12 protein-coding genes are annotated in these 12,691 nt (G+C 63.7%); 6 read left to right on the top strand and 6 right to left on the bottom strand.

The annotated features are described in order from the left end of the window. The first annotated feature begins 19 nt into the window (after nt 1–19). The 5 genes from V6657_RS10455 (at nt 20) to V6657_RS10435 (ending at nt 4,890) form a co-directional block, all read left to right on the top strand. Nucleotides 20–1,222, top strand: a complete 1,203-nt coding sequence (locus V6657_RS10455) for a tryptophan--tRNA ligase (RefSeq protein WP_048934224.1) — start codon at nt 20–22, stop codon at nt 1,220–1,222. Nucleotides 1,223–1,230: 8 nt separating this feature from the next. Further along, the gene (locus V6657_RS10450) at nt 1,231–1,797 is read left to right on the top strand and encodes a class I SAM-dependent methyltransferase (protein WP_048934225.1); all 567 of its coding nucleotides are present in this window, start codon (nt 1,231–1,233) and stop codon (nt 1,795–1,797) included. A 118-nt stretch (nt 1,798–1,915) separates the two neighbouring features. After that, nucleotides 1,916–2,800 (top strand): 4-hydroxy-tetrahydrodipicolinate synthase, encoded by an 885-nt coding sequence (gene dapA / locus V6657_RS10445; RefSeq protein WP_048934323.1) that lies wholly within the window; start codon nt 1,916–1,918, stop codon nt 2,798–2,800. A 61-nt stretch (nt 2,801–2,861) separates the two neighbouring features. Beyond that, entirely contained in the window at nt 2,862–4,070 is a 1,209-nt protein-coding gene (gene bamC, locus V6657_RS10440) for an outer membrane protein assembly factor BamC (protein WP_048934226.1), read from the top strand. A gap of 34 nt (nt 4,071–4,104) precedes the next feature. Further along, on the top strand, nt 4,105–4,890 hold the full coding sequence (locus V6657_RS10435; RefSeq protein WP_048934227.1) for an MBL fold metallo-hydrolase: 786 nt from the start codon (nt 4,105–4,107) through the stop codon (nt 4,888–4,890). 136 nt (nt 4,891–5,026) lie between these two features. Here V6657_RS10435 and V6657_RS10430 read toward each other — a convergent pair whose 3' ends face one another. After that, a complete protein-coding gene (locus V6657_RS10430; protein ID WP_048934228.1) occupies nt 5,027–5,281 on the bottom strand; it encodes a hypothetical protein in 255 nt (84 codons plus the stop codon). Between the two features lie 240 nt (nt 5,282–5,521). Then, nucleotides 5,522–6,763: a cupin domain-containing protein gene (locus V6657_RS10425; protein WP_048934229.1), complete on the bottom strand. Its 1,242-nt coding sequence runs from the start codon at nt 6,761–6,763 to the stop codon at nt 5,522–5,524. A gap of 11 nt (nt 6,764–6,774) precedes the next feature. On the opposite strand from V6657_RS10425, the gene V6657_RS10420 reads away from it, so the two are divergent. Further along, entirely contained in the window at nt 6,775–7,302 is a 528-nt protein-coding gene (locus tag V6657_RS10420; RefSeq protein WP_048934230.1) for a peptidylprolyl isomerase, read from the top strand. A 52-nt stretch (nt 7,303–7,354) separates the two neighbouring features. On the opposite strand, the gene V6657_RS10415 is transcribed toward V6657_RS10420, so the two are convergent. From V6657_RS10415 to V6657_RS10400, 4 genes are all read right to left on the bottom strand, one after another. Next, on the bottom strand, nt 7,355–8,422 hold the full coding sequence (locus tag V6657_RS10415; protein ID WP_048934231.1) for a membrane protein: 1,068 nt from the start codon (nt 8,420–8,422) through the stop codon (nt 7,355–7,357). After that, a complete protein-coding gene (gene mutS, locus V6657_RS10410; RefSeq protein ID WP_048934232.1) occupies nt 8,422–11,088 on the bottom strand; it encodes a DNA mismatch repair protein MutS in 2,667 nt (888 codons plus the stop codon). The genes V6657_RS10415 and mutS overlap by 1 nt, the downstream gene beginning before the upstream one ends. Before the next feature lie 128 nt (nt 11,089–11,216). Continuing rightward, nucleotides 11,217–11,726: an N-acetyltransferase gene (locus V6657_RS10405; RefSeq protein ID WP_048934233.1), complete on the bottom strand. Its 510-nt coding sequence runs from the start codon at nt 11,724–11,726 to the stop codon at nt 11,217–11,219. 4 nt (nt 11,727–11,730) lie between these two features. Beyond that, on the bottom strand, nt 11,731–12,618 hold the full coding sequence (locus V6657_RS10400; protein ID WP_021194104.1) for a LysR family transcriptional regulator: 888 nt from the start codon (nt 12,616–12,618) through the stop codon (nt 11,731–11,733). Nucleotides 12,619–12,691 lie beyond the last annotated feature (73 nt).

The raw sequence follows: 12,691 nt of genomic DNA, 5'->3' as shown, positions 1-12,691 counted from the left end.
TCCCAATTCCATTTCCCACATGTTTCCTGACCGCGTACTTTCCGGCATGCGTCCGACCGGTGCTCTGCACCTGGGGCACTACCACGGCGTTCTGAAAAACTGGGTCCGGCTGCAAGCCGAATACCCGTGCTACTTTTTCGTCGCCGACTGGCATGCGCTGACCACGCACTACGAATCGCCCGAGGTGATCGAGGAGTCCGTGTGGGAAATGCTGATCGACTGGCTGGCTGCAGGCGTTGACCCGTCGCAAGCCACGCTCTTCATCCAGAGCCGCGTGCCGGAGCACGCCGAGCTGTTCCTGCTGCTGTCGATGGGCACGCCGCTGGGCTGGCTCGAACGCGTGCCGACCTACAAGGACCAGATCGAGAAGCTCAAGGAGAAGGACCTCTCCACCTACGGCTTCCTCGGCTACCCGCTGCTGCAGGCCGCCGACATCCTGATCTACCGTGCCGGCTTCGTGCCCGTAGGCGAAGACCAGGTGCCGCACGTTGAGATGACGCGTGAAGTCGCGCGCCGCTTCAACTACCTGTACGGCCGCGAACCCGGTTTCGAAGAGAAGGCGCTGGAAGCCGCCAAGAAGCTGGGCGGCAAGCGCGCCAAGCTGTATTTGGAACTGCGCACCGCCTATCAGGAGCGCGGCGAAGACGAAGCCCTGGAGCAGGCCCGCGCGCTGCTGGCCGAATCGCAGAGCCTTTCGATGGGTGACCGCGAGCGCCTGTTCGGTTACCTGGAAGGCGCCCGCAAGATCATCCTGCCCGAACCGCAGGTGCTGTTGACCGAGGCATCCCGCATGCCGGGCCTCGACGGCCAGAAGATGTCCAAGTCGTACGGCAACACGATCCGCATGCGTGAGGACAAGGAAACCGTCGAGAAAAAGGTTCGCACCATGCCGACCGACCCGGCCCGCGTGCGCCGCACTGACCCGGGCGATCCGGACAAGTGCCCGGTCTGGCAACTGCACCAGGTTTACTCCGACGCAGACACGAAGGCGTGGGTGCAGAAGGGCTGCCGCAGCGCCGGCATCGGTTGCCTGGAGTGCAAGCAGCCCGTGATCGAAGGCATCCTGCGCGAGCAGCAGCCAATGCTCGAACGCGCCCAGAAGTACATGGACGATCCGTCCTTGCTACGCGCCATCATCGCCGACGGTTGCGACAATGCCCGCAAGGTCACGCAAGAGACCATGCGCGAGGTGCGCGAGGCGATGGGCCTGGCTTACAGCTAACGCCGCTGATGGCCACTGCCGTGCTCGATCCGCATATGCTCGCCGCGCCATCCGCTTGGGTGGCGCACTGGGCGGCCGAATTGCCGGCCGGCGCATCCGTGCTGGATGTGGCCTGTGGCAGCGGTCGGCATGCACGCTGGCTCGCGGCACGTGGCCTGCGTGTGACCGGCGTTGATCGGGATGCCGCAGCACTTACTGGGCTCGCTGGCATCGCGGAAACCGTCGTCGCAGACATCGAGGGTGGCCCTTGGCCGTTGCCCGCAGATGCCGTATTCGACGCGGTGGTTGTCACCAATTACCTGCATCGGCCGCTGTGGCCGCAGCTGTTGGCGGCGGTTGCGCCGGGTGGGCGCCTGATCTACGAAACTTTTGCCATCGGAAACGAAACTGTCGGGAAACCGTCCAACCCGGCATTCTTGCTGTTGCCAGGTGAGCTGCTCAGCGCAGTGCAAGGGCAATTGCGTGTAATCGGCTACGAAGACGGCTTCATCTCGTCGCCTCGAGACGCTTACGTGCAGCGGGTTTGCGCGGTGCGCGAGCGCTCGGATGACGTGGTGCCCCGGTACGTACTTTGAAGTTGCTGACGACTGCGGCTTACCCGTCTCTTGGCGGGCATCCGATGTGGCGAATTCGCTTTGACGATCCGGTACAATCCGACTGTTAACGTTGACGCTTTTGTTTGCTTTCGAAACCATGACCCAGATTTCCGGCAGTCTCGTCGCCATCGTCACGCCCATGCACGAGGACGGCAGCCTTGATTACCCGTCCCTGCGCAAGCTCATCGATTGGCACATCGCCGAAGGGACCGACGGCATCGTCATCGTCGGCACCAGCGGTGAATCCCCGACGGTGTCGGTGGAAGAGCACCGTGAGCTGATCCGCGTGGCGGTCGAGCAGGCCAACAAGCGCGTCCCAATCATCGCTGGCACCGGCGGCAATTCCACCGTGGAGGCCATTGAACTGACGGCCTACGCCAAGCAGGTGGGCGCCGATGCTTCGCTGCAGGTCGTGCCGTACTACAACAAGCCGACGCAGGAAGGCATGTATCTGCACTTCCGCAAGGTCGCCGAATCGGTCGACCTGCCGGTCATCCTGTACAACGTGCCGGGCCGTACCGTGGCCGATATGACGGTCGAGACCATGCTGCGTCTGGCCGAAGTGCCGGGCATCATCGGCGTGAAGGAAGCGACCGGCAACATCGACCGTGCTGCGCAACTCATCAAGGGCGCACCGGCTTCGTTCAAGATCTACAGCGGGGATGATCCGACTGCCATCGCGCTGATGCTGCTGGGCGGTCATGGCAACATCTCCGTTACCGCCAACGTGGCGCCGCGCGCCATGCACGAGTTGTGCGCTGCCGCCATGCGCGGCGATGTGGAGACGGCCCGCCGCATCCACATGCAGCTGCTGTCGGTGCATAAGAACTTGTTCGTTGAATCGAATCCGATTCCCGTCAAGTGGGCCCTGCAAGCCATGGGCATGATGGAAGGCGGTATCCGCCTGCCGTTGACGCCGCTGGCACCCCAGTATCACGAAGTGGTGCGTGCATCCCTGAAGGATGCCGGGCTGCTCTCCTAATGTTCACCGGCTCTTCCTGGCCCACTAAGGCCATCGTTCTCGTTTGAAGGATCGCAAGTCAATGAAACTGCTCCAAACCCGTCGCGGGGCTGTGGCGACGTCCGCTCAACTGTTGCTGGCCGCGCTGTCGGTTGCCATGATTTCCGGTTGCGATACCGTCAATGAGGTGATGCAGCCGGACCGCATCGACTACAAGTCGCAGGCCAAGAAGGGCCCGACGCTGGAAGTCCCGCCTGACCTGACCAGCGTCCAGGCTGACCGTCGTTATGCCGCACCGGACACGGGCACGACCACGCTGTCGGCCTACACGTCGACGGCCCCCAAGGTCACGACGCCTGGTTCGGGCGCTGACAACGTGCTGCCTGCCGTGTCCGATATGCGCATCGAGCGTGACGGCAATCAGCGCTGGCTGGTCGTGAAGACCACGCCGGACGCCCTGTGGCCGAGCCTGCGCACGTTCTGGCAAGAACTCGGCTTCCTTCTGGTGATCGACTCGCCCGAGACCGGCATCATGGAAACCGACTGGGCCGAGAACCGCGCGAAGATTCCACAGGACATCATCCGCCGCACCGTCGGCAAGGTGTTCGACGGTCTGTATTCGACCGGCGAGCGCGACAAGTTCCGCACCCGCATCGAGAAGGGCCCGAACGGTACGGTCGAGGTGTACATCTCGCACCGTGGCGCACAGGAACAACTGGTCGGTTCGTCCAAGGACCAGACCGTGTGGACGCCGCGTCCGGCAGATCCTGAGCTCGAAGCCGAATTCCTCTCGCGCCTGATGCAGCGTCTGGGTGCCAGCAAGGAAGCTGCGCAGCAGAAGCTCGCGCAGACACAAGCAGCACATCCGGTGGAAGAGGGCGCAAAGGCAACTGAGGGTGTGCAGGCTGCACGTGCCGCAGGGCCGTCGCTGCTGGCGCAAGCCAATGGTCAACCGGTATTGAACGTGCCGGAACCGTTCGATCGCGCCTGGCGCACCGTGGGCCTGGCACTGGACCGCGTGAACTTCACCGTGGATGACCGCGACCGCTCGCAAGGCGTGTACTTCGTCCGCTATGCCGATACCAAGGCCGAAGCGAACGCACCGGGCTTCTTCTCGCGCCTGTTCTCGGGCACGAAGATCGAAGATCTCAAGCGTGCCAAGCGCTATCGCGTGGTGGTCAAGGATGGCGGTGCCTCGTCGACGGTGCTGGTGCAGAACGACGACGGCTCGGCGCAGACCGGCGACATCGGCAAGCGCATTCTGTCGCTGCTCGACGAGCAACTGCGGTAATCGGCATCATGCAGTACGGCTGCCTGGGTGGGCGATGACACTGAGATTCGCCAGCCTTGGCAGCGGCAGTGAAGGAAATGCGCTGCTTGTCGAGTCCGTGGATGGAGCGACGAGCACGCGCATCCTGCTCGATTGCGGATTCGGTATCCGCGAAACCGTGCGCCGGCTCGAACGCCTTGGCTGTGCGCCGGAATCCCTCAACGCCATCCTTGTCACGCACGAGCATGGTGATCATGTTGGTAGCGCCTATGCGGTTGCTGCCAAATACAACATCCCCGTCTGGACCAGCCACGGCACGTATCGCGCCACCGTGAACTTGCGCGGTGCCGATCGTGCGGCGGTGCGCTTTTGCCGTGCCGATGACGTGTTCAGCGTTGGTGACCTGCAGATCCTGCCATACACCGTGCCGCACGATGCGCGTGAGCCGCTGCAGTTCGTCTTCAACGATGGTGCGCGTTACCTTGGTGTCTTGACCGATGCTGGCATGTCGACTGAATACCTGTGTGCGCATTTGGAAAACATGCACGCGCTCGTACTGGAGTGCAATCACGACCGCGAGATGCTGGCCAACTCGGCATATCCATGGTCATTGAAGCAGCGTATTGGTGGGGATTTTGGTCACTTGGCCAATGACATCGCCAGTGCGATTCTTGCGCGGGTGAAGCATGCGGCCTTGCAGACCGTGGTGGCTGCGCATTTGTCCAAGCAGAACAACACGCCCCTGTTGGCGGGTCAGGCGATTGCTGTGGCGTTGGGCACTGATGCTGGCGATGTGCCGATCGCCGATCAGGAGGAGGGGCTACCTTGGCACATGGTTTAGTGCCGGAGCGTGCGCCTTGTAAGATTCAGATACAACTTCGAGTGGCAACTGAAGCCGGCAACGACATTGTCGTCGTCACACGCCCATGAAAAAAGCCGACCCAAAGGTCGGCTTTTTTGTCTCGCGAGAAACGCGATTATTGCTTGGCAGCCGGAGCCGAAGCGTCCGAGGCAGCAGCCGGAGCAGCAGCAGCGTCCGAAGCAGCAGCCGGGGCAGCAGCAGCGTCCGAAGCAGCAGCCGGAGCAGCAGCAGCGTCCGAAGCGGCCGGAGCAGCAGCAGCCGGAGCCGAAGCTTCCGGAGCAGCAGCCGGAGCAGCAGCTTCTTCCTTCTTACCGCAAGCAGCCAGAGCCACAGCAGCCATCAGCGAGGCGATCAGGAGAGACTTTTTCATTTTTTCGATCCTTAAACTGAATATGGAAAGCAGACAACAGAAAGGGCGATGAATAATTACCGGTAATTATCGCTCTGGAACTACACCTTCTTCTGTGCTTCCAGCCAAGCTGCGCAAAGGCAGCCCCCGGCCAGCAAGCTAGCGTCGGATTATAGCGGCCTTTACACACCCTGTGTAGCCGAGTCCGGCCTACAGCAGACGGGATTCATGCGCTTTTGTAACGATCTGTTTCAGCGTGAATCAGCGCGTCCCAGGTCCTGCCAGCCGCAGCCAACCTTCTTCGTACCAGGCATGCAGCGTATCCATTAAGTCCGGCAGATCGGCGACTGCATCGACGGATTCTCCGCTGGCGCTGCGTCGGTCAGACAATGCGGACAGCCACGCAAGCAGCGTACCCGGCGGCTCGAACGTGTCGCCGTTGATCCAGAAGTGCTGGCCGCTGTAGAGCGCCTGCGTCCGCGCATCCAGCACAACGCCTTCCTTGCGTGCTCGGGCTGTGAAGCGCGCGAGCGGCAGGCGCGGCTGGGTGATGAAGTCGATGTGGTCCTTCGGCTCGGTCAGGTAGGCGCCGAGGAATTCGCCGACGAGCTCGGGTGTCCAGCGCAGCGCGTTGAGCTTCTGCGCGAGTGCCTTGACCATGGCGGCAGGCAGTTCGCCGGGGCGCTCGGTGGGTTTCTGCTCGGGGTCGGTGTAGCGGCCTTCAAAGTTGGGATCGTCTTCCAGCGTTTGAGAGAGGAAGCCGAGGAAGTGGCCAGCCAGTTCGCGGTATGACGGCGAGCGGAAACCGATCGAATACGTCATGCAGTCGCCCTCGGCCACGCCGTCGTGCGCGTAGTGCGGGGGCAGGTACAGCATGTCGCCGGGCTCGAGCACAAACTCTTCTTCGGGCTGGAAGTTGGCGAGAATCTTGAGCGGCAGGTCCGGCACGAGCGTGAGATCGTCCTGTGCGGAAATACGCCAACGGCGTTTGCCGTGGGCTTGCAGCAGGAACACGTCGTACGAATCGAAATGCGGGCCGACACCGCCGCCGTCGGTGGCGAAGCTGATCATCACGTCGTCGAGCCGCGCGTCGGGAATGAAGCGGAAACGCTGCATCAGCGCTTCAACCGCCGGTTCCACGAGGTTCGCGCCCTGCACAAGCACGGACCAGTTGCGCGTCTTGCGTGAGGGCAGGGGCCGCTCGTCAAACGGGCCTTGCGTGAACGACCAGCGCCCGCGCGATTGGGCGATCAGCCGGGATTCGACGTCCGGACGTTGCGCCAGCGCCAGCACCCGTTCGGGCGACAATGGAAAGTGCAGCGCACGCATCTCATCAGGGGAGAGCGCCTGGCGGATCAGCAGAGGCTTCTTTTGCCAATGCGTGCGCATGAAATCGCGCGGGGACAGGCCGCCCAGCAACTGTGCCGGACGCCCCGCCGGAAGGGCAGTTTGTGCGCTGCCTTGGACGCCGCCATCGGCAGCGTATAATGGGACTTCGTTCATGGAGTGCGCAATTGAAAATCGCGAAGAATACGGTGGTGTCGGTGGCTTACAAACTGTCCGACGCGCAGGGCAACGTCATCGAGGAATCCGATGAGCCGATGGTGTATTTGCACGGCGGCTATGATGGCACGTTCCCCAAGATCGAGGAAGCGCTGGACGGCCATGAGCAAGGCTTCGAGACGAAGCTGCAGCTGGAGCCGGACGACGCTTTCGGCGAGTACGATCAGGAGCTGATCAAGATCGAGCCGCGTGACCGCTTTCCGGAGCCGCTCGAAGTCGGCATGCAGTTCGAGGGTGTGCCTGAAGACGGCGACGAGGAAGACGCGGTTGTCTACACTGTCACGGACGTGGCGGAAGACAAGGTTGTGCTGGATGGCAACCACCCGCTGGCCGGCATGGCGCTGCGCTTCGAGCTGAAGGTGACGGACGTGCGTGAAGCTACTGCCGAAGAGATCGAGCACGGCCACGTGCACGGCGAAACCGGCCTCGAAGTGGTCGACGAGGATGAAGACGACGACAAGCCGCACACGCTGCACTGATCGTCTGATTCTGCAGCACACATGAGAAACGGGAGCCTTGGCTCCCGTTTTTTTATTGCGCGGGTACTGACTGCGCCGGTGTGGGCGTGGCTTCTGGCGGCGGTTCGCTGGCGATGCGGCGACCGCGCACGTGAAAGAGTGGCGTGCGGCCCGGCGTGACTGACACCTCCAGCCATTGATCGAGTGTGGGCGAGCCATACATGCGGGCACGCATGACATGCGGGTCCGGGCGGCCGTCTTCATCCTTGAGCGGACGATCGAGCAGGAAGGTCTGGCTGGCGCCGTGGATGAGCAGGACGGCGCCGTCGTAGTCGCGTGTGAGCGTGCGCAACTGGCGCTTGAGTGCCAGATAGCCGTCGTGCGGGCGGCGGCGCAGCAGACCGTCGAGCAGGTTTGGCGCGCGGCGCCGTTCCCAACCATCTTCAAACAGCGGGTCGGCCTGCATCATGATGACCACACCGGGTGCCTTGCGCTGGCGGGCAACGGCAAAGGCGCGCGCCAGCCACTGGCGGTTGGCTTCGAGGCGGTCTTCGTATTCACCGTTGCGCCCGCCCGCGGTCTTGTAGTTGTTGTTGTCGCCGGGCACGTTGAGGGTGACGAACAGCACGCCATCGGTTTCCCAGCGCGTGTTCTCGCGGTAGCTGCGGAACTTGGCCTGATCGGACTGACGCATGATCGTCATGGCGCGCTGACCGAGCGTGTTGTCGTCAGGGTAGAACAACTCGCGCAGGCGCAGGAGGCGTTCGATCGGGTCAAAGCGGCCGGCAGCAGGGCGCTGGCAATCGCTCCAATCGTGGTCACCCGGAATGTAGATGAGCGGTGCGCTCAGGCTGTTGAGCAGATCGTGGCGTGCTTCGAGCAGGGTGTCGGCGCAGGACTCATCGCGGCCTTTCAGGTTGCCCAGGTGGACGACAAACGCCGGGTGTTCGGCGTCGATGGCGTCGAGCAGCGTGCGTGCCGGGCCTTCCTCGTCGGCGCGTTCGGGCACGTTGCCGATGATCGCGAAGGTGAAACTGGGCGGGGCGGCGGGCTTGGCTGCCATTCCGGTAGCCGACATCAGCATCGCCAACACGATGGCGATGCCTTTGAGCGTGCGCGAAACCGAGCCGGGCCGGGTCATCAGGCAGATGGGGTGGACAGCGCCTTGAGCCGGTACAGCGCGTCGAGCGCTTCACGCGGTGTCATGTCGTCGGGGTCGATGCCCGCTAGGGCCTCGGTCAGCGCGCTGTTGGCCGCCTCCGCTGGTGCTTCGTCCTCATCTTCATCAGCGATGGGCGTGTCGGCGGCGAGCGCGAACAGATCGAGTTGCGGTGTGGCGCCGGTGTCGGTCGAATGCTGCTCCAGCCACGCCAGCCGCTTGCGCGCGGCACGGATGACCGGCTGCGGTACGCCTGCCAGTTGCGCGACCTGCAGGCCGTAGCTCTGGCTGGCCGGGCCTTCTTGCACAGCGTGCAGGAAGACGATGCCATCGCCATGTTCCACGGCAGAGAGGTGTACGTTGGCTGCCTGTGCAAACTCCTGCGGCAGTTGCGTCAGCTCGAAATAGTGCGTGGCGAACAGCGTGTGACTGCGGTTGTGCGACAGCAGATGGCGTGCAATCGCCCAGGCAAGCGCCAGGCCATCGAACGTGCTCGTGCCACGCCCGATCTCGTCCATTAGCACCAGGCTGTTGGCGGTGGCGCGGTGCAGGATGGCAGCGGCTTCGGTCATCTCGACCATGAAGGTCGAGCGCCCGCCCGCTAGATCATCCGCTGCGCCGATGCGCGTGAAGATGCGGTCGATCGGGCCGATGGTGGCAGCCTCGGCAGGCACGAAGGCGCCAACATAGGCGAGCAGCACGACCAGCGCGGTCTGCCGCATGAAGGTCGATTTACCACCCATGTTCGGGCCGGTGATTAGCAGCAGCTTGCGTGCTTCTTGGAGTACGCAGTCGTTGGCGACGAACTGTTCGACTTGCTGTTCGACCACCGGATGGCGCGCACGCGTCAGTTCGATGCCAGGGGCATCCGTCAACGTCGGGCGCGACCATGACAGCGCATGTGCGCGCTCAGCCAGCGTGGCCAGTACATCGGCCTGCGCCAGCGCGGCGGCGATGCGCTTGAACTCGGCCAGATGCGGCAGCAGCTTCTGCAGCAGCTCTTCGTAGAGGAGCTTTTCCCGCGACAGGGCGCGATCCTGCGCAGAGAGCGCTTTGTCCTCAAACGCCTTCAGCTCGGGCGTGATGTAGCGCTCGGCGTTCTTGAGCGTCTGGCGCCGACGGTAGTCATCGGGCACCTTCGCGGCCTGGCCGTTGGTGACTTCGATGTAGAAACCGTGCACGCGGTTGTACTCGACACGCAGGTTGGCGATGCCGGTGCGGTCGCGCTCGCGCGCTTCCAGGTCGACGAGGAACTGGCCGCAGTTTTCGGAGATGTCGCGCAACTCATCGAGATCGGCATCGTAGCCACGGGCGATGACGCCACCGTCGCGCACCATCGCCGCCGGTTCGGCCATCACGGCGCGCTGGAGCAGGGCGTGGGCGTCTTCGGGCAGCGTGAGTGCGGCGTACAGCTCGGCCAGCAGCGGGGCGGCATCGCTCGCATTGTCGTCTTTGGGCAGCTCTTCGCGAATCTCGGGCAGGCGTGCAAGCGTATCGCGCAGTGAAGAGAGATCGCGCGGGCGGGCACTCAACAATGCCAGCCGCCCGGTAATGCGTTCCACATCGGACAGCGTGCGCAGCGTTGCGCGCAGCGTCTGCCAATCGCTGCCGAGCAGCACCTCGATGGCCTGCTGACGCGCCTGCGGTATCGCACGGTCACGCAGCGGGTGATGCAGCCAGTGGCGCAGCAGGCGGCTGCCCATGCTGGTGGCGCAGGTGTCGAGCAGCGAGAACAGCGTGGGCGATTCCTGCCCGCGCAGTGTTTCCGTCAGTTCCAGATTGCGGCGCGTGGCGGTGTCCAGGCCGATGAATTCGCTTTCGTGTTCGACGGTCAGGCCGATCACGTGCCGCAGCGACTGGCCCTGCGTGGCCGCCGCGTAGTTCAGCAATGCGCCTGCCGCGGCCAGTGCCGCCGTCAACGTTTCCGCGCCGAAGGCGACGAGGCTTGCGACGCCCAGTTGCTCGCGCAGGCGGCGCGCGCCGGCTTCCACGTCGAAGTGCCAGTCGGGCAGGCGTGTACGCGCAACGTCGAACTGGATCGTGTTGAGCGTCGCATCATCGGCCAGCACTTCGGCGGGACGGATGCGTTCGAGTTCGCGGTCGAGTTGGTCGGGGCTGCACTCCATCAAGCGCAGTTCACCGCCGACGAGGTTGAGCCACGCCAGGCCGATCAGCGGGGCTGCACCGCGTTTGCCCGGCAGGTGTGCGATGGCCAGCAGGTGGTTGTTGACCTTGTCGGAGAGCAGCGCCGCATCGGTGAGCGTGCCGGGCGTGACCACGCGCACGACCTTGCGTTCGACTGGGCCCTTGGTGGTGGCCGGGTCCCCGATCTGCTCGCAAATGGCGACCGATTCCCCCAGTTTGACCAGCTTGGCGAGGTATTGCTCGGCGGCGTGGAACGGAATGCCCGCCATGCGGATCGGATGTCCGTTGGAGCTGCCGCGTGCGGTGAGCGTGATGTCGAGCAGACGGGAGGCTTTCTCGGCGTCTTCAAAGAAGAGCTCGTAGAAATCGCCCATGCGATAGAAGACAAGCGTGTGCGGATGCCCCGATTTGAGCCGCAGGTATTGCTGCATCATCGGGGTGTGCTTGTCGAAGGGGCCGTATTTCGGGTCGATCTCCAGAGCCGGAGCGGAGTGTTCAGCCATGCGGTGCAATGAGTACTAAGGCGCGGCGCGCAATCCGATGTGATTCGATGGGATCGCGCGCGGAAGGTGTTGAATCGCGCAATTGTTGCACAGGTGGGCAGCCGCTTCCTGGCGAATTGTCCGCAACGTTATGCGTAAAACCCTGGGTGGTAGGTGACTGTGCCGTTGGGCAGCGCGCCCCGGAGTATCAAGGCCTGGAAGTACTCTGCCGGCACCCCCGGAAACACGAGCGAAGGTTCTGCACGAAAGCCGAAGCGGCCGTAGTAGGCCGGATCTCCGAGCACGACACAGCCCGCCGCGCCCAGCGTGCGCAACTGGTCCAGCGCGGCGCGCATCAGGCCCGCGCCGATGCCGCAGCCTTGCTGCGCTGGCAGCACGGAAATCGGCCCGAGCCCAAACCAGCCGGATGCACCATCGGCAATTGATACCGGTGAGATGGCGACGTGTCCGACCACCGCTCCATCGCGCTCGGCAACCAACGAAACGGTGAGTGCACCAGCCTCACGCAGCGCGCGGACGATGTCCTGCTCGTTGTGGCTTGTGTGCTCCGCCTCGCGAAAAGCGGCAATGGTGACGGCTTCAATGGAGGCCGTGTCAGCGGGGGCTTCGGGGCGAATCAGCACGTGTGAAGACGTCATGGGGTCAGGAGGCCAGTCGCGCTTCCAGAAAATCCAGAAAGCAGGCAATCCGTGAGGCCAGTTGTGTGTTGCGGTAGTAGACCGCGTGAATGGGTTGCAGCACCTCAACAGTGGCATCCGGCAGGACCTGGGCGAGATCACCTTTGCGGCGGTCTTCGGCGGTCATGAAGTCGGCTAGGCAGACGATGCCGGCGCCTTGCAGGGCAAGCTGGCGCAAGGTCTCACCGCTGGATGCCTTGAGCGCGGGCTCAATGCGCAGATGATCACCATGCGGGCCACGCAGGGGCCACAGGTTGAGCGATTCCGGCTGAACGAAACCGAGCAGCGTGTGCTGGCGCAGATCGTCCACCGAGCGTGGCCGGCCATGTGCCTTGAGGTAGGCCGGGCTTGCCAGCACCCGCAGCCTGCGCGTGCCGAGCAGCCGCGCGCGCAGCGTGGAATCGCGCAGTGTGCCGATGCGGATGGCGACGTCGGTGTCTTCTTCCAGCAGGTCGATGATCAGGTCGTTGGTATTCAGTTCCAGCTCGATCTGCGGATACTGCGCGCGAAAGTCGGGCACCAGCGGCGCGATCACGTGCAGCATGAACGGCATGGCAGCGTTCACGCGCAGGCGCCCGGCGGGTTGCTGGCGGCGCAGCGCGATCTGCTCCTCTGCTTCGTCCACGGCAGACAGGATCTGCCGCGCCTGGGCCAGAAACACCGTGCCTTCGTCGGTCAGCGACAGGCGGCGCGTGGTCCGCGACAGCAGCGTGGTCTCCAACTTTTCTTCCAGCCGGCGCAACGCACGGCTCACGCCCGAAACCGTCTGGCCGAGCTGCTCGGCGGCGGCCGTCACTGAGCCGGTGTCCACCACCGTGCGGAAGGCGAGCAGTTCTTCAAGCGTGGTCTTCATCGTCGATTATCGATTCTTAGTCAAGAATATTCTGCACAAGGCCGGCCTTCTTGCAAAGGCGCGCTCACCTTGA

The organism is Ralstonia sp. RRA, assembly GCF_037023145.1.
In the GTDB taxonomy this organism is placed as follows: Bacteria; Pseudomonadota; Gammaproteobacteria; order Burkholderiales; family Burkholderiaceae; genus Ralstonia.
This window is presented reverse-complemented; position numbering and strand designations above follow the sequence as displayed.